The organism is Fulvimarina pelagi HTCC2506 (assembly GCF_000153705.1).
Taxonomy (GTDB): domain Bacteria; phylum Pseudomonadota; class Alphaproteobacteria; order Rhizobiales; family Rhizobiaceae; genus Fulvimarina; species Fulvimarina pelagi.
This window is the reverse complement of record NZ_DS022272.1, coordinates 2,172,664-2,196,807: the sequence shown is the minus strand read 5'-3', so window position 1 is coordinate 2,196,807 and position 24,144 is coordinate 2,172,664. Positions and strand designations below refer to the sequence as shown.

Sequence of the window (24,144 nt, the reverse complement as noted above, 5' to 3'; positions counted from 1 at the left end):
CCTACTGGCTCGCCAGGCCTTGGCACGAGATTCTCGTCTGGTCTGCCGAGGCGGAGCTGATCGCGGCCGAAGACCATGGTTGAGGCGTTTATGGCCGTTTCACTCGTAACGTTCGAATTCGCTCAGCACGATCCACTCGTCGGCCTGCCGCTCTTCGTAGAGACCGATCATCCGGAACCGGCATTCGCGCCGGATCGCCGCGCCGCTGCAGTTGTCCCGGGCATAGTCCACGAAGCCGGCGGGCCCGTCGACCATCTCGCTGAAGTCGAGATCGATCCAGTAGCTTCCGAATTCGCCGAAGTCGTTCGGAACCGCGCAACGCCCGCGAGCTTCATCCATCTCGGCGACGTGGCAGTAAACCTCGACCTGCGTCGCCTCGGGAACGTTCCCCATCATCAGTTCGCCAGTATGGACGGTACGAGGCGAGAGCGCCTGCGCGAGGCCCGGAGACGCGACGGCGAAGGTCAGGAGAAGAGCGAGTATCGGTCTCATCGGGTCGGATGCCTCCAGGCGACACGCTCGACGGTAGCGGCCACGCGGGCGACTGACAAGAAAGTGGAGCGCCGCCGTGGCTGATTTCGATGTCTCGATGCGCTTCGGGATCGACTATCGCGACGACGACGGTCGGCGGATCAAGCGCGACCTGCAGGAGATCGAGAAGGCGGCCGATCGCTTCGGCGCGAACCGGGGTGCGGACAAGCTCGGCCGGGATCTGCGCGAGGTGTCCCGCACCACCGAAACGACCAGACGCGACGTCGATACGCTCCGACGCGCGGTCGATCGCTTCGGAGCGTCCCGCGGCGCGGACGAGATGGCACAGCGCTTTCGCCGGCTGGGGATCGAGGTCGACCGGACGGATCGCGACATCGATCAGCTACGCGCCTCGGCCGAGCGTCTCGGGCGCGTCGGCGGCATCGGTTCGCTCAGCCGCGACATCGCGATGGCGAGAACGAGGTTCGGCGGGCTGAACCAGGAACTCGGTATTCTCAATACGGGGGCCGGCAACGCCTTCAACGCCCTGATGGCCTTCGCCGCGCCGACCGCGATCCTGGCCGGCCTCAGCCAGGTCGAGCAGAAGTTCCGCGACGTCGACGCTGCGGCGGGTCGGACCGCCATGACGGCGGAGCGCTACGGGATCGGTACCCGCAAGGAACTCGTTGAGACGAACAAGGCGCTCGGCCGGGACGTCGGCGCATCGCAGGGGAGCATTTCCGACGCGCGGCAGACCTTCGTCGCGGGCGGCATGACGATCGCCGAGCAGAACACGGCTCTGCCGCCGACCCTGAGGGCGGCGATCGGTTCGGGAGCGAGCGCCGAGACGATTGCCCGGGCCGGACGGGCCTATCTCGGGACCATGGGCGGCAAGGCCGAGGAGCTCCCCGCCGCCTACGACATCATGGCGAAGGGCGGGAAGCTCGGCTCGTTCGAGCTGGAGGCCCTTGCGAAGAACCTGCCGTCCCTCGGTTCCCAATATGCGGCGGCGGGAGGAACGGGCCTGAAGGGACTGTCCGAACTGGTCGCGCTCGCCGAGATCGCCGCGAAGGGCGCCGGCAGCGAGGACGAGGCGGCCAACAATCTCCAGAACTACCTGGCGAAGCTCTTCTCACCGGAAACAGTTGGCAACTTCAAGAAGCGGCGCGTGAATCTCCCCCGCGAGATCGAGGCTGGGCGGCAACGGGGCGAGCATCCGGCGCTGACCGTGCTCGATCTTGCCACCGAGGTCACCGGGGGCGATCCCTTCCGGATGGGCGAGCTGTTCGGTGACCAGCAGGTGATGGCAGCGCTGCGGCCCCTGATGCAGAACCGCGATCTCCTAACGAAGTACGAGCGCGAGATCCGCACCGAGTCGGCGGGAACCGTCGAACGGGACTACGAATACTACCGGACCATGCCGCAGGGGATGGAAGAGGCTCGCCAGGCGGACCGCGAGGCCTCGCAGCTCACGATCGGCGAGGCGGTCTCGCCAGGCCGGGCGAGAGCGTCTGAGGCTTACACGGCGCTGATGAAGGATCTCGCTGGGTCGGCCGACAAGACGATGGAGGAGGGCCCAGCAAGCGGGGCTTGGGATCTCCTTCGCAAGTTCAATCCGCTCTTCGGTGGCGACTTCGGGCTCGTGGGCCGGTACTTCCTGAAAGGTGAGGGAGACGGATCCGGAGAGGAAGTCGGGCCCGATGCGGCCGTACGGGAACCGGCCGAACGCGACCTGCTTCGCCGCAACCGCGACGATGCCGAGGCGCGCCTTGGCGTTCTGAGGGAGCAACTGAGCGAGGCCGAAGGCGAAAGCGCCGAAGCCGACGCCCTGCGCCGGCAGGTGCAAGGGGTCGAAGAGCGGCTCCAGGAGATCAACAAGACCCTCGAGGAGGGTTTCTCGAGCCTCAAGGACGAGACCGTCTCCCCGATCTCCTTCGGCAGCGACGGTTTCGGCGGCGGGCGGATCATCAACGCGTCGCTCGGCGGCGGAGGGCGCGGCGGGTCCGGCGCGCCCTATCGCAGCGCCTATGCCGGCGCGCCGCAGATGGACGGGTTCGCCGGCATGGGCTCGCCAGGGAGAGGCCCTTCGGCGAACGACAATGCCCGCTTCGGGGCCTCGAGCGGCGCCTTGACTAATCCTGGCGGGGCGAAGGGTGAGATCTTCGACGTCCTTTCGGCCGACTTCTCCGATCCGCAGGCCTTCGCGCTTCTGGGTCACATGGAGCAGGAAAGCGGTTTCGACCCGAATGCCTGGAACGCCGGTGAGCAGGCTGGTGGCCTCCTTCAATGGCGCGGGAACCGGCTCGCGAACCTCCAGCAGTTCGCGTCATCGCGCGGCATGGACTGGCGAGACCGGAAGGTGCAAGCCGCCTTCGTCGCGTATGAGATGCAGAACGATCCTTACGAACGGCGTCGGTCGAAGCGGTTCCGCGAGGCAAACACGGTCGAGGAGGCCTCGGCCGCGCTCGAAGACTATGTCCGCTTCGGCGACGGCTCGGGCGGTCAGCGCCTCGCGAATGCCCGGAGGGCGGCGGGCGAGTTCGGCGCTGGAGCGACGGCTGGCGCAGCCGCCTTCGGTGGAGTCCAGCTCGACTATGCCAACCAGGGGGCGACCCGGAACCGGCCGATCACAGACAATCTCTACCAGTCGATCCAGGAGGGCATCGCCGCCGTCTACGGCCCCGGCTATCGCGGAGAGATCTATTCCGGCGGTCAGGCCGGCAGGCGGCGGACCGGCTCGCGCCGGCACGACGATCACGGCCACGGCGGCCGGGCTTCCGACACCTATATCTACGGGCCGGACGGCAAGCGCCTGGAGGGTGACGATCTGGCGCCGCTGGCGCAGTGGTGGCTCGCCAACAGGAAGGGCTCTGTCGGCCTCGAGATGAGCGGCGGCGGCATCCATCTTGACGAGATCACGAAGGACCAGCTGAAGTCCGGCGAGTCGCTGCACTGGGACTATGGCCGGCTCACCCGCAAGCAGGCCGAGGCGGTCCGCCAGGGCCTCAGCGGCGTCCAGCCCGACGCTGCAGCGAAAATGGATGCCGCGGCGGCCCATGGGGCGGATCGCGAGACCTTCGCGAAGGATGGCTGGCCCGAGGACGATGCGAAGCGCCCGGCGCCGAAGGCGAAGAGCTCCATGCCGAAACCCGCGGCCGCCGAAGAGGCCAGTGGCGGCACGGTCGATGCGAGAACTGGCGGCAACGGCCAGCCAGTGGTGACGAACCACCACTATCATGGCGTCGATCCGCAGGTGATGGCCGCCAAGGCCGCCCGCCGGCAGCGCCGCGACATCGCCGCAGCCCAGGCTCGCGCCATGCACGACACCGAAGCGAGGGTGGCCTGATGGCGGTCCGTCCGAACTGCAGGATCGGCAAGGCGACGCTGAAGGTGATCGGCCTCAACCCGGAATCCTTCTCGACCGAAGCCGAAGGCCGCTGGCCGGGCGCTGCGACCTGGACCGGCATGGACTACCAGGCGACCGGCGTCGGCGAGGAGCGCGCCGTCATCCGGGCCCGCACGGCGCCCCATCTCGTCGGCGGGCTCGACGCGCTGGCCTGGCTGAAGATCCACCTGAAGGAAAACCGGCCGGTCAACTTCATCCGGCTTGGCGCGAACTATGCCGGCCGGAACATGGGCCAGATCGGTGTGCGGTTCCTGTCCTACGACGAGACGAAGCTGCATCCGCACGACGGCGTCGGCCGGATCCTCGACGTCGAGATCGATCTCGTGATGTTCGGGAACCGGACATGATCATGATCGAGGACATCCGGATCGACCGGCTGGCCAAGCGCGTCTACGGCACCGAGCGCGGCGGGACGGTCGAGGCGATCCTCGACGCGAACGTCGGCCTTGCCGCCCTGATCTTTCCGACCGGCGTCATCCCAGCCGGGGCGGATGTCGTCCTGCCCGAGGTGGTCGAACGGGCGGCGCCGGCGGTCACCCGGCCCTGGGACTGATCAATGACGATCCGCGTCCCCTTCATCGACGTCAAAGGCCCGTCCGGCGTCAATCTCGCCGAGCGCTTCGGGGACGAGTTCGTGGGCGTGAGGATCACCGATCTCGACGGCGGCGAGGCCGACGAGCTGGTGATCCGTTTCCGGCGCCGGAAGCCCTATCTGCAGCCGCCGCCGGTCGACACCGAGTTCACCGCCGCCCTCGGCTGGGACCCTCGGGGCGCCCTTGTCACGGGCACCTACAAGTACCAGCGCACACAGTATTCCGGCGATCCGGAAGGCGGGCAGGAGATGAACCTCGTCTGCCGATCGGCCGACTTCACCGATGCCCTGAAGCGGGTCGATACCGAGCATTTCGACGCGGAGACCGGACACCGGACCTATGGCGACGTCCTCGACGAGCTCGCCCGGCGCGCCGGGCTGTCGACGGCGATCGACGACGAGCTGAGGGCAATTCCGCTCGCTGGCGGCTATCTCCTGCGCTGGAAGCAGTCTGCGATCGGCTTTGCCTCCGATATCGCCGAGGAGCTTGGTGCGATCGTCAAGCCGCAGGCCGGCCGTTTGACCGCACGGCGCAAGGGCTCCTTTGCCTCTCCAAGCGGATCGGACCTGCCGGATGTGAGGATCCCGTTCGACCCGAACTATGCCTGGCAGGTCGACCTGGAGCCGCGCTTTGGCCAGTTCGAGGTGGCAGCTGGCTGGTTCGACGCAGGCAAGGGTCGGCCGGAAGAGACTTTGAAGGCGCTTGGAAACGGGATTGCGCGTTTTGCGATGCCGCACATCGCGCCGTCGATCGACTTCGCGAAGGCCGCGGCCGAAGGCACCGCACGTCGTCTTGAAGCGGAGACCGCGACGGGCTTCTTCCAGTTTGCCGGAGACGCGACGGCCGTCGCCGGCGCGCGGGCCGTCGCGGAGGGCTACGGGCCGGACGTCGACGCGGTGAACTGGGAGATCAGGGCCGTCTACCACGAGGCCGGCCCGGACATGGGCTGGACGACGACGATCGAGACGGAGCTGGCTTGGTGAGAGGCGAAAGGGTGGTCGAGACGTGAGTTGAGGACGACGGGCCGGGCAAACCCGGCGCGGGGGCGTGGTTTGCGACGTCGTCCCCGCTGGCGCCACAGAAGACAACGCCACCGCCGTCGCCGGCCGAAGCCGGTCGGGGGAGGGTGGACGAAATGTCTTAGGAAATTGTTATGACCGACTTCCTGGAAGTCGAACCCGTTCAGCCGGCTGCCGGCTATCGCGGAGGAAAGCGGAATCTTGCCAAGCGTTTGATTCAACGGATCGAGGCGGTGCCGCACATCGCTTACGCCGAGGTTTTCGTCGGCATGGGCGGGATCTTCCTGCGCCGGCGTCGAGTGCCGAAGGCCGAGACGATCAACGACCGGAGTGGCGATGTCGCCAACTTCTTTCGGATCCTGCAGCGGCACCACACCCCGTTCATCGAGATGCTGCGCTATCAGGTTGCCTCGCGCCGGGAGTTCGAGCGGCTGAAGGCTGAACGGCCGGAAACGCTGACCGACCTCGAACGCGCAGCGCGCTTCCTCTACCTCCAGCGGCTCGCCTTCGGCGGCAAGATCGTCGGACGGAGTTTCGGCTACACGCCGACGCGGACGTCCAGCTTCAATCCGCTCACGCTGGCGCCACAGCTGCAGGCAATCCACGAACGCCTCGCCGGTGTCGTCATCGAGGAACTGGACTGGGCCGACTTCATCCGCCGCTACGACCGACCGGGCATGCTGTTCTATCTCGATCCGCCCTACTGGGACGGCGAAGACGACTACGGTGTCGGCGTCTTCGGCCGCGAAGACTTCGCCGAGATGGCCGAGCAGCTGCGCGACCTGAAGGGCCGCTTCATCCTCTCGATCAATGACCGGCCCGAGGTCCGTGAGATCTTCAGCGACTTCGCGATGGAGGCGGTCGAGGCGAGCTATTCCCTGGCCCGCGAGAAACGCCGGGCCTTCGGGGAACTGATCGTTTCGGGAACTGGCAGAGCGTGATAGCGGGAGGCTCCCGACCATCATGATGCAGCCGCATGGAGACGTCCGCGATGATTGATCGAGATGCTGTTCGACGGCAGGCGAGAAGCACCTGCGGATGGGGCCGACGAGGCCTGATCGCCCTGGCCCTCGTTCTGTCCGTGCTGGTATCGCCTGCTTTCGCCGACCCGATCGAGGGCAGGGTCAATGCCGTTATTGACGGCGACGGCCTCGTCGTCGCTGGCACTGAGATCAGGCTCTGCGGTATCGACGCGCCGGAGGCGACGCGACCCGGAGGATTTGAGGCGACGGCTCATCTGCGCGCGCTCGTCGAAGGAAGAACCGTGCGCTGTTTGCCAGTGGGGGAAGGCTCGGTCTGCGACGGCCTCTCGCGACCGACGAGCTACGACCGCATCGTCGCCCAGTGCTTCGTCGGCGACCTCGACCTTGCCGGCGACCTCGTCCGCCACGGCTTCGCTCGCGACTGGCCGCGCTATTCGGGGGGTGCTTACGGCGGCTGACCGCTGGTCTTTAAAGAATGTTCGAAGGAGCTTCGAGCGGCATTCGAACCGGTCTCAACGCACCATCTTGGCTCCGGTCGCCGTGTTCGACTGGACCATGGTGATCACATCGCGGGAGCCGCACTTGCGGCAGCGAAGCGGGAAGCGCCGGTTGATATAGGCCGCATTCGGCCCGAATGCCGCGATCAGCTCGTCGAGGATCGGCATGGAGTGGATGCAGTCGCGGTTCTGGCAGAAGGCCTTCAATCCCATGCCGAGCTCCCGCAGATGGCCGAGGCTGTCGGCGGGATAGTCTTTCAAGGCTCCAGATACCGCGTGGCCGTGTCGGCCCTTTCCTGCGGACCGTGTAGTTCGACGATCCGGTCCATGACAGCGGCCCAGTGCTGCGCGGTCTCTTTGTCGTTCTCCTTGTAGGCCTTGTTCCGTCGCCATTTGGCTTCCGACCACGCTCCCCGCGGTTGCGTGGCGAGGAGAAGAACGTCTGCCGCCATCCGGACGGCGCGGCGTCTGGCGACCCGGACCTTCCGATGGCCTGCGATGAAGTCTGTCAGCGAAGAGAGGGGTTGTTTGAGCCAGCTGCGCATCGGCGCCTCTTTCACGATTTGCCGACAGCTTACAAGCGCGTCAAAACAGCCGCAAAACTGTTGCCATTCGATCTTGCGCGGCCCGCCATTCGTTTTTGCGCGCTACAGCGGCCATCCGGGGCGCTCGTCTATCAGCCGGCCGACGGGTCCAACCTGTCGGTCGAGCAGTTCGATCGGCTGAAGGCGGAGCTGGAAAGCGGCTATTCAGGCGCCGGCACTGCTGGCCGGCCAATGCTGCTGGAGGGCGGGCTCGATTGGAAGGCGATGGCCCTGACACCGAAGGACATGGACTTCATGGAGGCAAGGCACGGAGCGGCGCGGGATATCGCGCTCGCCTTCGGCGTGCCGCCGATGCTGCTCGGGATTCCCGGCGATTTGACCTATGCGAATTATGCCGAGGCGAACCGGGCCTTCTACCGGCTGACGGTGCTGCCGCTGATCCAGCGGATGACGGGCGCGATCGGCGCCTGGCTCGGCGGCCATCTCGGAGACGCCGAGGTGAAGCTCGGGATCGATCTCGATGCGGTGGAGGGGCTCTCCGCCGAGCGGGAGGCGCTCTGGGCCCGCGTGAGCGCAGCGGATTTTCTAGGCCGAGACGAGAAGCGCCAAGCGGTCGGTTATGGTCGCGACGACTGAAATCAAGCTTCCAACCCGATTCAGGGCCTGCGGCACACAAAAAGACAGCACCGCTCGAGAAGAGGGTGCTGTCAAACGACTGCCACGACATCAAGATTTCAGGACAGGTGCAAAGGTGCAACAGATCGTTCAAATTGTCAAGACAGAATCTGAGTGGTCGGGAACTTGACCATGGCGGGCCCGTCGACATCGGCGTTCGCCGCGGACCAGAGGGTCGTCATCATGGGCTATGCGGCCCTTTTCGGACGGCCGGACCTGTCGGGCGACATCATCGAGCCGGGCGCATTCGCGGCGTCGCTCATGACGAGAGGCGCGCGGAACATCCGCATGCTCTGGCACCATGATCCGGCGCGCCCGGTGGGGCGCTGGAACGTGATCCGCGAGGACCGAAACGGGCTCTATGCCGAGGGGGAAATCGCCTCGGGTGCATTGGCCGGCCGCGAGGCGGCGGCGCTGATCGCGGCGGGGGCCCTCGACGGCCTATCGATCGGCTTCCGCACCAAGCTCGCGCGCCGGGCGAGTCCGCCGCATCGAAGGCGGCTGGTGACGATTGATCTATGGGAAATCTCGCTCGTCTCCTTCCCGATGCAGGAGGGCGCGCGCCTGAGGGCGCCGGGCGAGGGAGGACGCTCGGGCGCCCTAACGAACGGGCGGCTCGGGACCGTGGGGTCTGCCCGGGCCCTGCCGAACTGACCGCGCCGCGGTTTCAGCCTGAACAATCGAACAAGCAAGAGGAGTTCGTGAGAATGAACGAGAGCATCAGCGCGCCTGAAATCAAAGCGCATGGCAGCGAGATGGACGCCTCGCACGAGCGCTTCATGAGCGTTTTCGAGAATTTCCGCGAGGCGAACGATGAGCGTCTTGCGCAGCTCGAAAAGCGGATGAGCGCCGACGTTGTGACCGAGGAGAAGGTCGATCGCCTGACCAAGGCGCTCGACGAGCAGCAGCGGCGCATGGAGCGGCTGACGCTGAAGAGCACGCGGCCGCGCATCGGCCTCGACGAGAAGCAGGCGGATGCTGCTCCGAGCGAACATAGACAGGCCTTTGAGGCCTATGCCCGCGGCGGCGACGAGAGCGGTCTGCGGCAACTCGAGGCGAAAGCGATGTCGCAGCTGACGGGGGGCGATGGTGGCTTCCTGGTGCCGGACGAGACGGAGACGGAGATCGGTCGCCGGCTGGCGGCGATCTCGCCGGTGCGCGCGGCTGCGACCGTGCGGACCGTGTCGGCGGCTGTGCTGAAGAAGCCGTTCGCGATTTCCGGCGCCCAGACCGGATGGGTGGGCGAGACGGAAATCCGTCCCGAGACTAGCGCGCCGCAACTGGCGGAACTGAGCTTCCCGACCATGGAACTCTACGCCATGCCGGCGGCGACCAACGCGCTGCTCGACGATGCGGCAGTCGATCTCGACCGCTGGATCGGCGAGGAGGTGGAGCAGGCCTTCGCCGCGCAGGAAAGCCAGGCTTTCGTCAACGGCGACGGCGTGAACAAGCCTCGCGGCTTCATGACCTATCCGACGGTGGCGGAACATGCCTGGAGCTGGGGCAATGTGGGTAGCCTGAACACTGGAGCAGACGGGGCGTTCGCAGCCGGAGAGGCGGCCGACAAGCTGATCGACCTCGTCTATGCACTGAAGGCGGGCTACCGCCAGAACGCCAGCTTCATGATGAACCGACGGACCCAGGCAATGGTGCGCAAGCTGAAGGACGCGGACGGCAACTATCTTTGGCAGCCGCCCTCGGCGGCCGGCGCCCGCGCCTCACTGATGGGCTTCCCGCTGATCGAGGCGGAGGACATGCCGGACGCGGAGGCCGGGGCGAACGCGATCGTCTTCGCCGACTTCAAGCGGTTCTATCTCGTAGTTGACCGCCAGGGCGTGCGGGTGCTGCGCGATCCCTATTCCGCCAAACCCTACGTCCTCTTCTACACGACGAAGCGCGTGGGCGGTGGAGTTCAGGACTTCGATGCGGGCAAGGTGCTGACCTTCTCGGTCTGATCGCGCCTCAGGACTCATCGAAGCGGTGCCGGCGTTCCTCCCCCGCCGGCACCGATTGATTTTCTCACAGCGAAAGGATCAAGCCGTGCTCGTGGTTGATCTTGGCAGCGGAACCGCGCCGGTCAGTGTCAGCGAATTGAAGGAGTGGGCCCGGATCGCGCGTGACGACGAGGACCAAACGATCGGGCTCCTGGTCGCGGCGGCGACATCTGCCGTCGAAGCGGCGACCGGGCTGGCGCTGTCGCGGCGGCAATTTCGCCTGGTGGTCGAGAAGCGACCGAGGGACGGCGTGATCGGAGCGGCGAAGCGGCCGGTGGTGAGCGTGGATGCCGTGGTCGGCACCGGGTTCGATGGGGCGGAGATCGACTTCGATCCTGCCGTCGATGCCGAGATATCGGCGGATGGAAGCGCTATCAAGCTGTCCTCCTCCGTCTGGGCGGCGAGCCCAAACGGGGTTCAGGCAACCGTGACGGCGGGGCTTCTGCCGGACGAGGTGCCGGCTGGTGCGAGACACGCGATCCTCGTCGCGGCGGCGAGCTGGTTGGAGACGCGGACCGCCGTGGACAGCGGGGCGCGCCCGGTGCTGCCGAACGCGGAGTTGCGTCTCGTCCGGTCGCTGAAGACGGTGCGGATCTGATGACGGCAAAACGGTTGTTCATCGATCCCGGCCTTCTGCGCGAACTTGCGGTGCTCGAGAGGCCTTCTGAGACGCCGGACGGGATGGGCGGCGCACTGATCGAGTGGGTCGCGGTCGGGTCGGTCTCAATTCATATCGAACCCGTCTCGGCACGGCGCTTCGAGCGGTTCGACCAGGCGCAGGGGGAGACCCGACTTCGGGTGCTTTGCCGCACGGCCGAAACCATTGTGCGCGGACGCCGGTTTCGCATCGGCGAGCGGCGGCTCTTCATCGAGGCGGTCTACGATCCCGATGAAAGCGGGCGCTATCTGCTCTGTCTGTGCCGGGAGGAGGCGCAATGAAGTTCGAATGCCGAACCAACGTGGCGAGCCTGCGGTCTCGTCTTTCGAAAGTATTGGCTCGAACCTCGCGCAGAGATGGTCGGAAGAGCGACAACGCCGAAGCTTTCGGTTCGAACTGGATACTCGGCCTGCCAACGACATCGGGATTTCGGGCCAAGGATTTCGCGTTGCGGCCGTCCGGCGAAGGGCCGGATCGTGATGGACTTACTAAAGTGTGAAAAAAATGATCGCAATTTTTCGCGCATGCGCGATGAAAGTGCGCCATTATCACAACATATGAAAATGTGTGACACGGCGAGAACTGCTCGAAGGAGGTAAGAGCCTTGGCGCATCCAAGTTCTGAACTGCAGCGATCGATTTTCAACGCGCTCACCGGCGACCCGGCGCTGACGGGGCTGCTCGGCGGGCCGAAAGTTTTCGATCGTCGGCCGGAGCGGGCGGCGTTTCCGTATCTGACACTCGGACGGACCACCGTGATGGACTGGTCGACCGGGACCGAGGACGGATCGGAACACATCCTCACCCTGCATGTCTGGGCCAAGGGCGGCGGCAAGCAGGAAACCTACGAGATCATGGACCGGGTTTCGAAGAAGCTCGATGATGCGAACCTGCCGCTGGAGGGCCACCAGCTGGTGAACCTGCGGCTCCAGTTCGCCGAAGCGCGTCAGGAACCGGACAGCACCACCTATCATGGGATCCTGCGGTTCCGTGCAGTGACCGAACCGCTGGCCTGACGGCCCCGCATTACCAACCAATATCCGACATCAATCGAAAGCGGCTCGTGAGGGCCGCTTTTTTGTTGTCCGAACGGCTCGAAAGGACTTCGCTCATGGCAGCGCAGAAGGGCAAGGATCTGCTTCTGAAGATGGACGAGACCGGCGAGGGGAGTTTTGCCACCATTGCCGGCCTGAGGGCGCGGAAACTCGCCTTCAACGCCGAGAGCGTCGACGTGACCGATACCGAGAGTGCCGGTCGTTGGCGCGAACTCCTGGCCGGGGCGGGCGTGCAGCGGGCGTCGCTTTCGGGAAGCGGCATCTTCAAGGATGCGGGGTCAGACGCGGCGCTCCGCTCGGCGTTCTTCGAAGGCCGGATCGAGGCATTCCAGGCGGTGATCCCGAATTTCGGCCGCGTGACCGGGCCGTTCCAAGTGACGGCCCTCGAATATTCCGGCGAGCACAATGGCGAAGTGACGTTCGAGATCGCGATGGAATCGGCCGGAGTGCTCAGCTTTGCGGCCCTCTGATCCGATGTTCGCGAACCGCCGCCGCGGCGAGGTTCCGGCGGTCATCGACGGGACGGAACGACGCCTTTGTCTGACGCTGGGGGCGCTGGCCGAGCTGGAGGCGGCGTTTGAGGCGGACAACCTTGCGGCGCTTGCGGCGCGGTTCGACACGGGGCGCCTTTCCGCGCGCGACCTGACCATCATCATCGCGGCGGGGCTGCGAGGGAGCGGCGAGCCAGTCTCTGCCGACGAGGTCTCGGCGATGCGGTTCGAGGATGGCGTTGCCGGCGCCGCGCGAATTGCGGTCGAGCTGCTGACGGCGGCGTTCGGCGGCAGGGAATCGGGCGAGGGGGCGTTGGAGGCCGGCTCAAACCCCCGGACGCCGCGACGGGAGACCGCCCGGCCGTCGCGGCCTTTCCCTGGGACGACGCCCTCCGCTTCGGCTTCGGCGTCCTGAAACTCGGCGCCGAGCGATTCTGGGCACTGACGCCGCGTGAACTGGCGGCGGCCTTTTCCGCCTTCGAGCCGAAGCTCGGGGGCTTTGCGCCCACGCCGGGCGACCTCGACGCACTGATGCGGCGCTTTCCCGACCAATTTTAGGACATTCAGGCGATGGAAGAGGATGAAACCATCCGCGTTCACATGAGCGCGGATACGGCGGAGCTGACGGCTGCGCTCGACGATCTCTCCCGGCGGGCGAGCCAGTTTGGCTCCGCGCTGACCGGAGCGTTGAAGGGAGCCGTCAGCGGTGGCAAGTCGCTCGACCAGGTGATGCGGGGATTGGCGCAGCGAATTTCCGACATCGCGCTCGAGGCGGCGTTGAAACCGTTGGAGAACCTGTTTTCGAGCGCGATCGGCGGCGTGCTTGGCGGTGGTGGCGCGGGATCGATCACGCCGTTCGCCAAGGGCGGCGTCGTCGCGGCCCCGCAGTTCTTTTCGAGCGGCGGCGGGCTTGGCGTCATGGGCGAGGCGGGTGCGGAGGCGATCCTGCCGCTGCAAAGGGGCGCGGACGGACGGCTCGGGGTGGCGGCGCCGGGTGGCCCGGGGAGCGGACGGACGATCGTCTTCAACGTCTCGACACCCGATGCCCAGAGCTTTCGGAAATCCGAGATGCAGATCCACGCGATGCTGGCGCGTGCGGCCGGCCGCGGCCAGCGGGGGCTTTGAGCGATGACGGCCCCGGCCTTCAGCGAAGAGCGCTTTCCGCTCCGCGTCGCTTTCGGTGCCAGCGGCGGGCCGGAGCGGCGCGTGGAGATCGTTCGGCTCTCGACGGGTTTCGAGCACCGCAACCAGCGTACGGCTCATGCGGTGCGCCGGTACGATGCGGGGTCGGGGGTCAGAAGTCTGGCCGATCTGGCCGAGGTGGTCGCGTTTTTCGAGGCGCGGCGCGGAAAGCTCGTCGGCTTCCGCTTCCGCGATCCATTCGACTGGCATTCGGGTGCGTTCGGCAAAACGCCGAGCGCCTTCGATGCGGCGTTGGGCTCGGGTGACGGGAGCCGGCGAAAATTTCCGCTTCTGAAGCCCTATGGGAATGGCGCGGACACCTATTGGCGACCGATCGACAAGGCGGTCGCGGGAAGCCTGCTGGTTGCCCTCGGTGGAAACGAGGTCGCAAGCGGCTTCCAGCTGTCCGAGGGCGGAGACGCGGTCGTCTTCGATGCGGCGCCCGCTGCGGGCGTGCTGGTTCAGGTCGGTTTCGCCTTCGACGTGCCGGTGCGGTTCGACATGGATCAGCTCTCGGCGAACGTGACGGCCTTCGAGGCCGGCGAGATTCCCTCCATTCCGCTCGTGGAGATCAGACCATGAAGCAGTTTCCTTCAGCTCTGAGAGCCGCCTTGAAGGGGCCGGTGACCACACTTGCCGAATGCTGGCGCATCACGCGCGAGGACGGTGTGGTCCTCGGTTTTTCGGACCATGACGCGGATCTCGAATTCGACGGTACGCGCTTCGAGGCGCGGACCGGGCTGACCGCGAGCGAGGCGGAGAGTGAGCTCGGGCTCGCGAGCGAGACGCGGGAGGTCGCGGGCGCCTTGAGTTCGGCGCGCATCGAGGAGGCGGACATCGCGGCGGGACGCTATGACGGCGCTCGCGTGGAGACGTTCCTGGTGGACTGGACCGATCCGGTCGCCGCTCATGCGCGCACGGAGGTCCTTTCGATCGGCGAGATCAAGCGAGGCGATCTCGCCTTCACGGTGGAACTGCGCTCGCGAATGGCCGATCTCGACCGCGTCCGCGGCCGGCTCTACCGACGGCAATGCGACGCCTCGCTCGGCGACCATCGCTGCGGAATCGATCTCGAGGACGCGGGATTGAAGCGGAGCGGCACCGTTACCGGGCTTGGGGAGCGGTCGGTGACGGTCGCGCTGTCGGCTGCGATGCCGCTCGATCGCTATCGGCATGGCCATCTGCTTTTCCAAAGCGGTCCGGCTTTAGGTCTCAAGGCCGAGATCGCCTATGGCGAAGAGGCCGGAAGCGGCGAGGTGCTCTTCGCGCTGACGCAGCCGTTGCAGACTCTGCCTGTCGTTGGGGATGCCGTCGAGGTGGCCGAGGGTTGCGACAAGCGGTTCGCGACCTGCCGCGACCGGTTCGCGAATGCCGAGAGCTTTAGAGGCTTTCCGCATCTGCCGGGCGGCGATGCCGCGCTCGGAGTTGCCAAGGAGGTCGGCGGTCACGACGGGCGGCCGCTGGTGCCATGACGGAGATTTCGACCGCGGCGGACGGGGCGCCCGCGGCGCGGGTGGTCCGTTTGGCGGAGGCCTGGCTTGGAACGCCCTACCGACATCAGGGAAGCCGAAAGAGCGTGGGCTGCGATTGTCTCGGTCTGGTTCGGGGCGTTTGGCGCGATCTTTACGGTGAGGAGCCGGAGCGACCGGCGCCCTATGCGGTCGACTGGGTGCTCGATCGATCGGGCGAGCGGCTGCTCGAGGCCGCCGGGCGGCATCTGGTCGCGAGTGAATGCCGGCGGCCCGAACCGGGTTCGGTGGTGCTCTTTCGCTGGCGCAATCGGTTGCCGGCGAGCCATTGCGGGATCGTCGACGGCGGCGGGCGGCTGATCCATGCCTATGACGGCAGCGCGGTCGTGCGGTCGGCGATGCCGGAGCCCTGGATGCGACGCATCGCAGGCATTTTCCAGTTTCCTGAAGACGTGAGGTGAGCGGCCAATGGCGACGCTTCTTCTGCAGACGGCGGGTTCCTTCATCGGCGGGGGGATCGGTGGGCCGATCGGAGCGATCCTGGGCCGCGCGGCGGGCAGGCTCGCGGGCGCCGCGATCGACAACGGCCTGTTCGGCACGACCGAGAAGCGGGAAGGCCCGCGCCTCGACGCCGTCCGCTTCATGCAGGCCGACGAAGGCGGCGGAATTCCGCGCATCTACGGAACTGCGCGTGTGGCGGGTCAGGTGATCTGGGCTACGCGATTCGAAGAGCAGATCGAGACCGAACGCCAGGGCGGCAAAGGCGGTCCGCCGAGCGTCGAGGTGACGACCTACAGCTATTTCGGCAATTTCGCGGTGGGGCTTTGCGAAGGGCCGATCGCCGGTATTCGCCGGATCTGGGCCGACGGCGAGGAACTCGACCAGACCCGATACGACATCCGAGTCTATCGTGGCCGGGAGACCCAGGACGGCGATCCGCTGATCGAGGCAAAGCAGGGCTCCGGCAACGCGCCGGCCTATCGGGGCCTTGCCTATCTCGTCTTCCAAAGGCTGCCTCTGGAGCGTTGGGGCAATCGCATCCCGCAGATCTCCTGTGAGGTGATGCGGCCCGTCGGCGACCTGGAAAACCGGATCGAGGCGATCACGATCATTCCAGGCGCGACGGAGCACGGGTTCGACCCCGAACCGGTTCGCGAGGAGATCGGCGAGGGCGAAGACCGCATTCTCAACCGGAACGTGACCTTCGGCGAGAGCGACTGGACCGCTTCGATCGACGAGATGGACCGGCTGTTGCCGAAGCTTTCGCGCGCGGCCCTCGTCGTTGCCTGGTTCGGCGACGATCTCAGGGCCGGTCATTGCGAAATCCGGCCCGGTGTCGAGATTCGCGAACGCAAGGAAGACGAGGCCTGGCGGGTCGGCGAGACCGATCGTGCGGAGGCGCGGCTCGTCTCGCGCATCGACGGCGCGCCGGCCTATGGCGGGACGCCGAGCGACAAGGGTGTCGTGCGCGCGATCGAGGATCTGCGGGACAGGGGGCTTGCGGTCACATACTATCCGTTCCTGCTGATGGACGTGCCGCCGGACAACGACCTTCCCGATCCCTATGGGGGTTCGCGGCAGGCGGCGTTTCCATGGCGCGGCCGGATGACGCTCGATCGGGCCGAGATCGTCTCGGGCAGCGCGGACCGGACGGCGACGGCGCGGGCCGATATCGAGCGCTTCGTCGGCACGGCCTCGCGTCACGATTTCGTCTGGGAAAACGACCGGCTGCGCTATCACGGGCCGGAGGAGTGGTCCTATCGCCGGATGATCTTCCATCAGGCGCATCTCGCCGAGCGGGGCGGGGCCTCGGCTTTCGTGATCGGTTCGGAGATGCGTGGGCTCACGCGAATTCGAGATCATCAAGGCCGGTTTCCGTTCGTCGAGGCGCTCATCGCGATCGCCGCCGAGATCAAGGCGATGATGCCCGGCGCCATCGTGACCTATGCGGCGGACTGGAGCGAATATGCCTGCTACAGGCCGGCGGACGGAACGGGCGAAGTCCATTTCAATCTCGATCCGCTCTGGGCTTCGGATGCGATCGATGTCGTCGGGATCGACAATTACCTGCCTTTGTCGGACTGGCGCAGCGATGGAGAGCCGGGCGAAGAGACGCCGTCGCAGTATGATCGTGACGCGCTCGCCGGGGACCTCGACAGCGGGGAATGGTTCGACTGGTCCTATGCGACACCTTCGGACCGGCGCGCCGGGATCAGGACGCCGATCACTGACGGCGCTGCCGGCAAGCCGTTCGTCTACCGGGACAAGGACATTGCCGGCTGGTGGTCGCAATCTCATCGAAACCGGATCGGTGGCGTGGAGACCGGGTTGCCAACGTCCTGGGTGCCGATGTCGAAGCCGATCTGGTTCACCGAACTCGGCTGCCCGGCGATCGATCGGGGTGGCAACCAGCCGAACGTATTCGTCGATCCGAAATCGTCCGAAAGCTTCACGCCCTATCATAGCAGCGGCTTTCGCGACGACCTCGCCCAGCGACGGTTTCTGGAGGCCTCGCTCTTAGGTTGGAAAGAGAAGATCGGACCGCTCGGCGCTGCGCTGAACCCGATCTCCCCGCTCTATGGTGGGCCGATGGTCGATCCGGGCGCGATCCATGTCTGGACCTGGGACGCACGGCCCTACCCGGCGTTTCCTCAGCGCACCGATCTCTGGACTGACGGCACCAATTGGCGCCTCGGCCACTGGCTGAACGGGCGCCTTGCCAATGCGCCGGCCGACGCCCTGATCAAGGCGATCCTGGAGGACCATGGCATTACCGGATACGATGTCTCCGGCGTCGAGGCGGTGCTCGACGGCTATATCGTCGACGGCCCGCGCACGGCGCGCGAGGAGATCGAAACCATCCTCTCGCTGATCGGCGGCGTCGCCGTCTGCTCGGACGGCATCCTCAAGTTTGCGTCCCTGTCCCGCAGAAGCGGCGAGCACGGGATCAAGGCGCTCGTGGATGGCGAGGGGCCGATTGTCGAGCTGCGGCGCAGCGAGGCCGGCGAACGGCCCGATGAGATCGCCATCCGTTATCTCGACCCGGACCGAGCCTATCAGCCCGGAACCTCCTCGGCCGCACGGGACGGAATTCTGATTCCGCGGACAGGAGTCTCGACCTTTCCGGCGGTGCTCAATTCCGAGCTCGCGGAGCGGTACGCGGCACGCTTGATGGGTGAGAATGGCCCGGCGCGCGAAGAGATGCGGTTTGCGCTCGCGCCGAGCGAGGCGGCGATTGAGGCCGGCGATGTGCTGACCTTCGATGACCGGGAGGGACGCTGGCTCGCGGTGCGCATCGAAAGTGGCGACGAGCGCCGGATCGAGGCGCGGCGGCTCGTGCCGAGCGAGGCGGTGGGCTCGGGTGTCGGACGAAGCGCCGAAGGCGTCGTCGTTCCGGCAAAACCGGTCGTCGCGTCACGGCCTTTCCATGCTCTCGTCGATCTGCCGGTTTTGCCGGGCCGCGCGACCGGCGGCGCGGCGGTAGCGCTTCACGCAAGGCCGTGGATGCCGTTCGTCGTCTTCGCCGGCAGCGGCGAGGGGCGCCTAACGCACCGCACCGTCGTCGATATCCCGGCGACCCTTGGACGCCTTACGGAGAATTTCCGCCCAGGCGTCTTCGGCGTGATCGACCATACCGCGAGTATGACCGTACGGCTCGCGCGCGGAACGCTTTCGAACGTCACCCGCGACGGGCTGCTCGCCGGCGAGAATGCGGCCGCGCTGATCGCCGAGGACGGCCGAGTCGAAGTCTTCCAGTTCCAGGACGCGGAGGAAATCGCGCCTGGCACCTTCCATCTCGCCGTCTTCCTGCGCGGCCAGGCGGGTACGGAGGCTGACGCGTCCGTGCCGTTCTTCGAAGGCACGCGTTTCGTTCTGCTGAACGACGCGTTGCGGAGGCTCGATCTCGACGAAAGCGAGATCGGCCGGAGCCTGAAGATCAGGTTCGCGCCGGTGGGACGCCCGCTCGACGATCCGGCGGTGATCGAGACGACAGCGGTTATGGGCCTCAGAGCCGTCGAGCCCTATGCGCCCGTCCATCTTCGTGCCGGCTTCGAGGCGAACGGCGACTGCCGGCTCGGCTGGATCCGCCGCACCCGGATCGGTGGCGACAGCTGGGAGGCCGAAGAGGTCCCGCTCGGGGAGGAGCGGGAACTCTATCGCCTGACGATCTCGGTCACCGGTTCGCCATCGCCTTCTCTGACACTGGACGTCGCCGATCCTGACTTCCAGCTTAGCGCGGACCTTCAGACGGAGACCTTCGGTGAATTGCCGGCGCGGCTCACCGCAAGTGTTGCTCAGGTCTCGCCGGTCTGGGGCCCGGGCAAGGCCACGAGCCGGACCTTCCAGCGCCCACAAGCCTGACCTGCCTCACAACGAAAGGAGAATGCCATGCAGAACGAAAAGAAGTGGTACGAGTCGCGCACGGTTTGGGGCGGTCTGGTCGCGCTGGCGGCGGCAATGGCCGGACTTGCAGGACTTCAGATCCCTGGTCCCGCCCAGGAAGCGCTGACGACGGCCATTCTTGACACGGCGACGGCGATCGGCGCGCTGGTGGCGATCTACGGACGTCTGGCGGCTGAAAAAACGCTACGCTGACAGATGGAATATCAGCGTGTTATGCTCCATTTCTCGCACCCGACGAGGTTATGGAAATCAATCACTTATGGTTAATTTATCCTTTCGGCCGATCATTCAGACGGGGTTCACCGAGTGAGCTATAGATATGCGGTCCGGCCGGGTGCGGCCGGCTGAAACGAGCGGCTAACAAGATGACTGCAACGAACCTTCTCTCTCGTCTGCTAATTGCTGTCGTCGTGCTTGCGTTCGCGGCGGATGGGACCGCATTTGCGCAGGGCCAGGGGCGTGGTCAGGGCAACGGCGGCCAAGGCCAGGGGGGCGGTGACAGAAAAAGCTGCTCCCAGGCCGAGGTTCGCGAAGCGGAGCAGCGGAGCGGTGGCCGCATGATGTCCGTCAGTCAATCTTCCGAAGGGGGATCGACCGTCTGCCGCATCACCGTCCTTGTTCCATCCCAGGGCGACGGCAAGCCGCGCCGCACCGTTGTGACCGTGCGCCCGTAGAGGCGAAGCGAATTGAAAGGGAGTTGAGATGCGGGTTCTCGTTGTCGAGGATGACGACAATCTGCGCCGCCAGTTGCGGGAGGCGCTCGAAGCAGGAGGCTATGTCGTCGACGAGGCAGCCGATGGCGAGGAAGGTCATTTCCTCGGCGATACCGAGCCCTATGACGCGATCGTGCTTGACGTCGGGCTTCCGGTGATGGACGGGATCAGCGTGCTGGAACGCTGGCGCCGCGACCAGAAGAAGGTACCGGTCCTGATCCTGACGGCCCGCGATCGCTGGAGCGACAAGGTCGCCGGTATCGATGCGGGAGCCGACGACTACGTGACGAAGCCGTTCCACATCGAAGAGGTGCTGGCCCGGGTGCGCGCTCTGATCCGCCGGGCGGCGGGGCATGCGACGTCCGAACTCGAATGCGGTCCGCTGCGCCTCGACACGCGGACGGCGCGTGTCAGCGTCGACGGGACGCCCCTGAAGCTGACATCGCACGAATACCGGCTGCTCGATTACCTGATGCACCATCAGGACAGTGTGGTTTCGCGCAGCGAACTGATCGAGCACCTCTACGATCAGGATTTCGATCGGGATTCGAATACGATCGAGGTGTTCGTCGGTCGCCTGCGCAAGAAGATCGGCATCGACCTGATCGAGACGATCAGGGGCCAGGGATATCGCCTCAGGCATGAATGACGCAGCCACCGACAGCGAAGACGATCGAGAGAACCCCCTCACTTCGCGCGCAGTGGCGCGGCCTCCGGGTGCCGCACAACTCAGACTAAGACGGCTCGGTCGGATCCTCGGGCGCTCGCTCGCCGTCCGGGTCGTCGGAATGTCGAGCCTTTGGACGATCGCCGCTCTTCTGGCGGTCGGTATTCTGATCTCGGCGCTTTATCGGCAGGCGGCGGAAGACGGATTTTCCGCGCTTCTGGAAGCGCAGCTCTTCAATCTCATCAACAGCGTCAGCATAAACGATGCCGGCTATCTCTCCGGCAGCCCCAATCTCGGCGATCTGAAATATGTCCAGCCCCAGTCGGGCTGGTATTGGGAGATCGTGCCGGTCAGCCAGGACCTCCGGGGCCGGCTCAGTTCGTCTTCGCTTGGCTATTCTTCTATCCCGTCCGAGCCGGTGCAACAGGTACCGTTCGAATTCGACTACCAGCGGACCTATTCGAAGCCCGGCCTCAACGACGAAGAATTGCAGATTCTCGAGACGGAGGTTGTGCTAGACGATTCGAACCGGGCCGCCCGGTTCCGCGTGATGGGCAACAAGAGCGAGCTCAAGCAGGAAATTTCGGCCTTCGACCGCCGGCTGGCGCTCTATCTCGCAATCGTCGGGCTCGGCAGTGTGATCATCAATGCCGGCGTCATCCTTCTGGCCCTCAGGCCGCTGCGAACCGTACGCCAAGCTCTCGCCAAGGTGCGCGCCGGTCATGCGGAGAAGCTGGAGGGTACGTTCCCGGTTGAGATCGCGCCGCTCGCCGACGAGATGAACGCCCTTGTCGCGAACAATCGGCGCATCGTCGAACGTGCGCGCACGCAGGTCGGCAATCTGGCCCATTCCCTCAAGACACCGATCGCCGTTCTGGTGAACGAAGCGGATCGGATCGGCGGTTCGAGCGGCCGGATCGTCAAGGACCAGGGCGCGCGGATGCGCGAGCAGGTGCAGCATTATCTCGATCGCGCCCGTGTCGCGGCCCAGAGCGAGAGCGTCGTCTATCGGACGCCGGTCTTGCCGGTGCTGGAACGGCTCGCACGGGTTATCGACAAGCTCAATCCAGGGCTCGACATCGTCTTCGACAGAAAGAGCGCGGCAGACCTCGTCTTCGCCGGCGAGCGGCAGGATTACGAGGAAATCGTCGGCAATCTTCTCGAAAACGCGTCGAAATGGGCGAAAGGTCGCGTGTCGCTGGCCTGCCGTATCGCGGGCGAGGGTGCCTTCGAGACGATCGTCGAGGACGACGGACCGGGGCTGTCGGAGGGCGAACGAAAGCGCGCCGTCAAACGCGGGCAGCGCTTCGACGAGACGACGCCGGGAAGCGGCCTCGGCCTCGCCATCGTTTCGGATACGGCGAAGGAATATCAGGGCAGCGTGCGCCTTGAAGATTCCAAACTCGGCGGCTTGGCGGTGATCGTGGTGTTGCCGCACTTGCGCGCCTCTGCCGGCTTGACATGATAGGCAAGACGAAAGAACCAAGGCGCGCGCTGCGATAAGGGTGGCGCTCCGCCTCCTCGGCCGAATTCGAAGTTGTTGACCGATGCACCATCGAAGCCTGTCCTTTCTCTTGTTCACTTGTCTTGCCTCTACGTTCGGTGGCTGCCTGAGCACGGGCTCTGGCCTCGGCCCTTCCTCGCCTGGGGCCGCTTCTCTCGACGGTGGCATCATCGGGCGCAGTTCCTACGCGGCGCAGCTCTCTACCGGCGCTAAAGCGCGCGCGGTCGAGGCCGAGTATCAGGCGCTTCAATTCGCGCCAGCAGGGCAGGCGATTACCTGGTCCGCAAGCGGTGCTTCGGGGCGTGTGGTGCCGACGCAGGTCTATCGCGTCGGTTCGCAGGATTGCCGTGGCTACACCCAGTATCTTGATGGTGGCATTACCCAAGGGCTGACTGGGACCGCCTGCAGGGCCGAAGACGGCAGCTGGATCTTGGTCTGAGACCAAATGCCGTCTTCGCTCTATTCATGACGAATTCTTAAACCCGGTTCTGCTTGGGGCGGCCGGACCCATCTGTTAGAGAGGTTCTGAAGTTTGGGGCCGCGGCCGGTCCGTGCGGCGCGCTCGCAAGAGGAAAGACGGGTTCAAGTCGGTTCAATGGTCTTCTGGTTCATCGTAGCGGCCATGACGCTCGGCGTCGTCGTGATTCTCGTCTATCCGGTCTTTGCCGCCTCGATCGATCCCGCATCCGATCGCGCGTCCCACGACGTCGAAGTCTATCGCTCGCAGCTGAAAGAGCTCGACGGCGATGTCGAGCGCGGCACGCTTTCCGCCGAAGAGGCCGAAACCGCGCGCGCCGAGATCGGGCGTCGCCTGCTCAGGGCGAATGCCGCCGCCGAAGCCGGCCGGACAAAGCGCGCCGGCCTTCCTGGTGCCGGTCGAAAGAGCCTTGCGGCAGGTCTCGCGATCGTTCTCCTCGTGCCGGCCATATCGCTTTCGGCCTATCGGTATTTCGGCGCCTCGGGCCTGCCTGATCTGCCCTTGGCGGGCCGTTCGGAACCCGCCCCGCGAAACGACAACGGGGCGCCGAACGAGATCATGCGGCTGGTGGCCGGCGCTGAGGAGCGGCTGAAGACCAACCCCGAGGACGGCCAAGGCTGGAACGTCCTCGCTCCGATTTATCTCAGGATGGGCCGCTCTGACGATGCAGTCGAAGCCTTTCGGAACGCCAATCGCCTGCTCGGACCGAGCGTTTCGCGCAATGCCGGGCTCGGCGAGGCTCTGGCGCAGGCCGCGGACGGCGAGGTGACCGACGAAGCCCGACAATACTTCGACCGGGCGCTCGAGGAGCAACCGGACTATCTGCCGGCCCGCTTCTTCGTGGCGCTCGATCTAAGCCAAGAGGGCAAGAATTCCGAGGCGGCGGAAGCCTGGGCTTCGCTTATCGAGAAAAGTCCGGCCGACGCGCCATGGCTGGCGATTGCAACCCAAGCGCTGACCGATGCGCGCCAGAAGGCGAATTTGCCTGAGCTTGCGGAAATTCCGCAACCAAAACCGGCACGTAACTTGCCACCGGAAGACGGATCGGGACCGTCACCCGCCCCGGAACAGATCGCCGCCGCTTCCGAAATGAACGCCGGCGAGCGCCGGGAAATGATCGAAGGCATGGTGTCGCAACTGGCCGATCGACTTGAAGCCGAACCGAATGACGCGCAAGGTTGGCAGAGACTTATCCGGTCCTATTCCGTCCTCGGGCAGGACGAGAACGCGGCGCGGGCGCTGAATACCGCGCTCGGCGTCTTTTCGGACGACGTGGAGGCGCGCGATCAGATCGCGGCGCTTGGCCGCTCGCTCGGGATCGAAGAGAGTGAGTGAGGAAAC

28 protein-coding genes and 1 pseudogene are annotated in these 24,144 nt (G+C 65.8%); 26 read left to right on the top strand and 3 right to left on the bottom strand.

Annotated features, from left to right (window positions below):
* Window positions 1–99 precede the first annotated feature (99 nt).
* On the bottom strand, window positions 100–492 hold the full coding sequence (locus FP2506_RS10255) for a hypothetical protein (RefSeq protein ID WP_007067400.1): 393 nt from the start codon (window positions 490–492) through the stop codon (window positions 100–102).
* Window positions 493–568: 76 nt separating this feature from the next.
* Between FP2506_RS10255 and FP2506_RS10250 the strand changes: the two genes are divergently transcribed.
* The 6 genes from FP2506_RS10250 to FP2506_RS10225 all read left to right on the top strand — a co-directional run bounded on the left by FP2506_RS10250 (window position 569) and on the right by FP2506_RS10225 (window position 6,930).
* Window positions 569–3,817 (top strand): phage tail tip lysozyme, encoded by a 3,249-nt coding sequence (locus tag FP2506_RS10250; protein WP_040489087.1) that lies wholly within the window; start codon window positions 569–571, stop codon window positions 3,815–3,817.
* On the top strand, window positions 3,817–4,224 hold the full coding sequence (locus FP2506_RS10245) for a hypothetical protein (protein WP_007067398.1): 408 nt from the start codon (window positions 3,817–3,819) through the stop codon (window positions 4,222–4,224). The genes FP2506_RS10250 and FP2506_RS10245 overlap by 1 nt, the downstream gene beginning before the upstream one ends.
* Complete coding sequence (locus FP2506_RS10240; RefSeq protein ID WP_007067397.1) at window positions 4,221–4,430, top strand: tail protein X; 210 nt, start codon at window positions 4,221–4,223, stop codon at window positions 4,428–4,430. Before FP2506_RS10245 ends, FP2506_RS10240 begins: the two co-directional genes overlap by 4 nt.
* 3 nt (window positions 4,431–4,433) lie before the next feature.
* Entirely contained in the window at window positions 4,434–5,453 is a 1,020-nt protein-coding gene (locus FP2506_RS10235; RefSeq protein ID WP_007067396.1) for a phage late control D family protein, read from the top strand.
* Between the two features lie 170 nt (window positions 5,454–5,623).
* Window positions 5,624–6,430, top strand: coding sequence for a DNA adenine methylase (locus FP2506_RS10230; RefSeq protein ID WP_007067395.1), 807 nt, complete (start codon window positions 5,624–5,626; stop codon window positions 6,428–6,430).
* A gap of 50 nt (window positions 6,431–6,480) precedes the next feature.
* Window positions 6,481–6,930, top strand: a complete 450-nt coding sequence (locus tag FP2506_RS10225) for a thermonuclease family protein (RefSeq protein WP_187289042.1) — start codon at window positions 6,481–6,483, stop codon at window positions 6,928–6,930.
* 54 nt (window positions 6,931–6,984) lie between these two features.
* Here FP2506_RS10225 and FP2506_RS10220 read toward each other — a convergent pair whose 3' ends face one another.
* Both FP2506_RS10220 and FP2506_RS10215 read right to left on the bottom strand, forming a co-directional pair.
* Window positions 6,985–7,230: a hypothetical protein gene (locus FP2506_RS10220; RefSeq protein WP_007067393.1), complete on the bottom strand. Its 246-nt coding sequence runs from the start codon at window positions 7,228–7,230 to the stop codon at window positions 6,985–6,987.
* Window positions 7,227–7,514 carry a hypothetical protein gene (locus FP2506_RS10215; RefSeq protein ID WP_007067392.1) on the bottom strand — a complete coding sequence of 96 codons (288 nt, stop codon included), beginning with the start codon at window positions 7,512–7,514 and terminating at the stop codon, window positions 7,227–7,229. Before FP2506_RS10215 ends, FP2506_RS10220 begins: the two co-directional genes overlap by 4 nt.
* Between FP2506_RS10215 and FP2506_RS10210 the strand changes: the two are divergent.
* From FP2506_RS10210 to ccmI, 20 genes and pseudogenes are all read left to right on the top strand, one after another.
* Window positions 7,491–8,150: pseudogene (locus tag FP2506_RS10210) on the top strand (phage portal protein); the annotation flags it as partial. The gene FP2506_RS10215 and the pseudogene FP2506_RS10210 sit on opposite strands and share 24 nt — an antisense overlap.
* Window positions 8,151–8,321: 171 nt before the next feature.
* On the top strand, window positions 8,322–8,843 hold the full coding sequence (locus FP2506_RS10205) for an HK97 family phage prohead protease (RefSeq protein ID WP_007067390.1): 522 nt from the start codon (window positions 8,322–8,324) through the stop codon (window positions 8,841–8,843).
* 53 nt (window positions 8,844–8,896) lie between these two features.
* Window positions 8,897–10,144 carry a phage major capsid protein gene (locus FP2506_RS10200; RefSeq protein ID WP_007067389.1) on the top strand — a complete coding sequence of 416 codons (1,248 nt, stop codon included), beginning with the start codon at window positions 8,897–8,899 and terminating at the stop codon, window positions 10,142–10,144.
* A gap of 85 nt (window positions 10,145–10,229) precedes the next feature.
* The gene (locus FP2506_RS10195; RefSeq protein WP_187289041.1) at window positions 10,230–10,781 is read left to right on the top strand and encodes a head-tail connector protein; all 552 of its coding nucleotides are present in this window, start codon (window positions 10,230–10,232) and stop codon (window positions 10,779–10,781) included.
* Window positions 10,781–11,122 carry a phage head closure protein gene (locus FP2506_RS10190; protein ID WP_007067387.1) on the top strand — a complete coding sequence of 114 codons (342 nt, stop codon included), beginning with the start codon at window positions 10,781–10,783 and terminating at the stop codon, window positions 11,120–11,122. Before FP2506_RS10195 ends, FP2506_RS10190 begins: the two co-directional genes overlap by 1 nt.
* Window positions 11,123–11,445: 323 nt before the next feature.
* On the top strand, window positions 11,446–11,856 hold the full coding sequence (locus tag FP2506_RS10180) for a DUF3168 domain-containing protein (protein WP_007067386.1): 411 nt from the start codon (window positions 11,446–11,448) through the stop codon (window positions 11,854–11,856).
* A 95-nt stretch (window positions 11,857–11,951) separates the two neighbouring features.
* Window positions 11,952–12,365 (top strand): phage major tail protein, TP901-1 family, encoded by a 414-nt coding sequence (locus tag FP2506_RS10175; protein WP_007067385.1) that lies wholly within the window; start codon window positions 11,952–11,954, stop codon window positions 12,363–12,365.
* A 4-nt stretch (window positions 12,366–12,369) separates the two neighbouring features.
* Window positions 12,370–12,801, top strand: a complete 432-nt coding sequence (locus FP2506_RS10170) for a gene transfer agent family protein (RefSeq protein WP_007067384.1) — start codon at window positions 12,370–12,372, stop codon at window positions 12,799–12,801.
* Window positions 12,684–12,944, top strand: a complete 261-nt coding sequence (locus FP2506_RS19435; protein ID WP_148227679.1) for a phage tail assembly chaperone — start codon at window positions 12,684–12,686, stop codon at window positions 12,942–12,944. The genes FP2506_RS10170 and FP2506_RS19435 overlap by 118 nt, the downstream gene beginning before the upstream one ends.
* Before the next feature lie 12 nt (window positions 12,945–12,956).
* Window positions 12,957–13,511 (top strand): phage tail tape measure protein, encoded by a 555-nt coding sequence (locus tag FP2506_RS10165; protein WP_007067383.1) that lies wholly within the window; start codon window positions 12,957–12,959, stop codon window positions 13,509–13,511.
* A gap of 3 nt (window positions 13,512–13,514) precedes the next feature.
* Window positions 13,515–14,150, top strand: a complete 636-nt coding sequence (locus tag FP2506_RS10160) for a DUF2460 domain-containing protein (protein ID WP_007067382.1) — start codon at window positions 13,515–13,517, stop codon at window positions 14,148–14,150.
* Complete coding sequence (locus FP2506_RS10155) at window positions 14,147–15,040, top strand: DUF2163 domain-containing protein (protein WP_007067381.1); 894 nt, start codon at window positions 14,147–14,149, stop codon at window positions 15,038–15,040. Before FP2506_RS10160 ends, FP2506_RS10155 begins: the two co-directional genes overlap by 4 nt.
* The gene (locus FP2506_RS10150) at window positions 15,037–15,498 is read left to right on the top strand and encodes an NlpC/P60 family protein (protein ID WP_007067380.1); all 462 of its coding nucleotides are present in this window, start codon (window positions 15,037–15,039) and stop codon (window positions 15,496–15,498) included. The genes FP2506_RS10155 and FP2506_RS10150 overlap by 4 nt, the downstream gene beginning before the upstream one ends.
* A gap of 7 nt (window positions 15,499–15,505) precedes the next feature.
* A complete protein-coding gene (locus FP2506_RS10145; protein ID WP_007067379.1) occupies window positions 15,506–19,399 on the top strand; it encodes a baseplate multidomain protein megatron in 3,894 nt (1,297 codons plus the stop codon).
* A 27-nt stretch (window positions 19,400–19,426) separates the two neighbouring features.
* A complete protein-coding gene (locus FP2506_RS10140; RefSeq protein ID WP_007067378.1) occupies window positions 19,427–19,633 on the top strand; it encodes a hypothetical protein in 207 nt (68 codons plus the stop codon).
* 173 nt (window positions 19,634–19,806) lie between these two features.
* Window positions 19,807–20,115, top strand: a complete 309-nt coding sequence (locus tag FP2506_RS10135; protein WP_007067377.1) for a hypothetical protein — start codon at window positions 19,807–19,809, stop codon at window positions 20,113–20,115.
* Between the two features lie 28 nt (window positions 20,116–20,143).
* Window positions 20,144–20,803, top strand: a complete 660-nt coding sequence (locus FP2506_RS10130) for a response regulator transcription factor (protein ID WP_007067376.1) — start codon at window positions 20,144–20,146, stop codon at window positions 20,801–20,803.
* Window positions 20,796–22,286 (top strand): ATP-binding protein, encoded by a 1,491-nt coding sequence (locus FP2506_RS10125; RefSeq protein WP_007067375.1) that lies wholly within the window; start codon window positions 20,796–20,798, stop codon window positions 22,284–22,286. Before FP2506_RS10130 ends, FP2506_RS10125 begins: the two co-directional genes overlap by 8 nt.
* Before the next feature lie 109 nt (window positions 22,287–22,395).
* Window positions 22,396–22,764 (top strand): hypothetical protein, encoded by a 369-nt coding sequence (locus FP2506_RS10120; protein ID WP_187289040.1) that lies wholly within the window; start codon window positions 22,396–22,398, stop codon window positions 22,762–22,764.
* Between the two features lie 156 nt (window positions 22,765–22,920).
* Window positions 22,921–24,138: a c-type cytochrome biogenesis protein CcmI gene (gene ccmI / locus FP2506_RS10115; RefSeq protein WP_007067373.1), complete on the top strand. Its 1,218-nt coding sequence runs from the start codon at window positions 22,921–22,923 to the stop codon at window positions 24,136–24,138.
* The last annotated feature ends 6 nt before the right edge of the window (window positions 24,139–24,144 follow it).

What these genes read in the sequence shown, in the direction of transcription:
- FP2506_RS10175 (WP_007067385.1), top strand. Translation starts at nt 11,952, where the DNA reads ATGGCAGCGCAGAAGGGCAAGGATCTGCTTCTGAAGATGGACGAGACC.
- FP2506_RS10125 (WP_007067375.1), top strand. Translation starts at nt 20,796, where the DNA reads ATGAATGACGCAGCCACCGACAGCGAAGACGATCGAGAGAACCCCCTC.
- FP2506_RS10155 (WP_007067381.1), top strand. Translation starts at nt 14,147, where the DNA reads ATGAAGCAGTTTCCTTCAGCTCTGAGAGCCGCCTTGAAGGGGCCGGTG.
- FP2506_RS10140 (WP_007067378.1), top strand. Translation starts at nt 19,427, where the DNA reads ATGCAGAACGAAAAGAAGTGGTACGAGTCGCGCACGGTTTGGGGCGGT.
- FP2506_RS10205 (WP_007067390.1), top strand. Translation starts at nt 8,322, where the DNA reads ATGGCGGGCCCGTCGACATCGGCGTTCGCCGCGGACCAGAGGGTCGTC.
- FP2506_RS10190 (WP_007067387.1), top strand. Translation starts at nt 10,781, where the DNA reads ATGACGGCAAAACGGTTGTTCATCGATCCCGGCCTTCTGCGCGAACTT.
- FP2506_RS10235 (WP_007067396.1), top strand. Translation starts at nt 4,434, where the DNA reads ATGACGATCCGCGTCCCCTTCATCGACGTCAAAGGCCCGTCCGGCGTC.
- FP2506_RS10145 (WP_007067379.1), top strand. Translation starts at nt 15,506, where the DNA reads ATGGCGACGCTTCTTCTGCAGACGGCGGGTTCCTTCATCGGCGGGGGG.
- FP2506_RS10160 (WP_007067382.1), top strand. Translation starts at nt 13,515, where the DNA reads ATGACGGCCCCGGCCTTCAGCGAAGAGCGCTTTCCGCTCCGCGTCGCT.
- FP2506_RS10135 (WP_007067377.1), top strand. Translation starts at nt 19,807, where the DNA reads ATGACTGCAACGAACCTTCTCTCTCGTCTGCTAATTGCTGTCGTCGTG.
- FP2506_RS10165 (WP_007067383.1), top strand. Translation starts at nt 12,957, where the DNA reads ATGGAAGAGGATGAAACCATCCGCGTTCACATGAGCGCGGATACGGCG.
- FP2506_RS10245 (WP_007067398.1), top strand. Translation starts at nt 3,817, where the DNA reads ATGGCGGTCCGTCCGAACTGCAGGATCGGCAAGGCGACGCTGAAGGTG.
- FP2506_RS10130 (WP_007067376.1), top strand. Translation starts at nt 20,144, where the DNA reads ATGCGGGTTCTCGTTGTCGAGGATGACGACAATCTGCGCCGCCAGTTG.
- FP2506_RS10215 (WP_007067392.1), bottom strand. Translation starts at nt 7,514, where the DNA reads ATGCGCAGCTGGCTCAAACAACCCCTCTCTTCGCTGACAGACTTCATC.
- FP2506_RS10230 (WP_007067395.1), top strand. Translation starts at nt 5,624, where the DNA reads ATGACCGACTTCCTGGAAGTCGAACCCGTTCAGCCGGCTGCCGGCTAT.
- FP2506_RS10255 (WP_007067400.1), bottom strand. Translation starts at nt 492, where the DNA reads ATGAGACCGATACTCGCTCTTCTCCTGACCTTCGCCGTCGCGTCTCCG.
- FP2506_RS10200 (WP_007067389.1), top strand. Translation starts at nt 8,897, where the DNA reads ATGAACGAGAGCATCAGCGCGCCTGAAATCAAAGCGCATGGCAGCGAG.
- FP2506_RS10170 (WP_007067384.1), top strand. Translation starts at nt 12,370, where the DNA reads ATGTTCGCGAACCGCCGCCGCGGCGAGGTTCCGGCGGTCATCGACGGG.
- FP2506_RS10150 (WP_007067380.1), top strand. Translation starts at nt 15,037, where the DNA reads ATGACGGAGATTTCGACCGCGGCGGACGGGGCGCCCGCGGCGCGGGTG.
- FP2506_RS10240 (WP_007067397.1), top strand. Translation starts at nt 4,221, where the DNA reads ATGATCATGATCGAGGACATCCGGATCGACCGGCTGGCCAAGCGCGTC.
- ccmI (WP_007067373.1), top strand. Translation starts at nt 22,921, where the DNA reads ATGGTCTTCTGGTTCATCGTAGCGGCCATGACGCTCGGCGTCGTCGTG.
- FP2506_RS10225 (WP_187289042.1), top strand. Translation starts at nt 6,481, where the DNA reads ATGATTGATCGAGATGCTGTTCGACGGCAGGCGAGAAGCACCTGCGGA.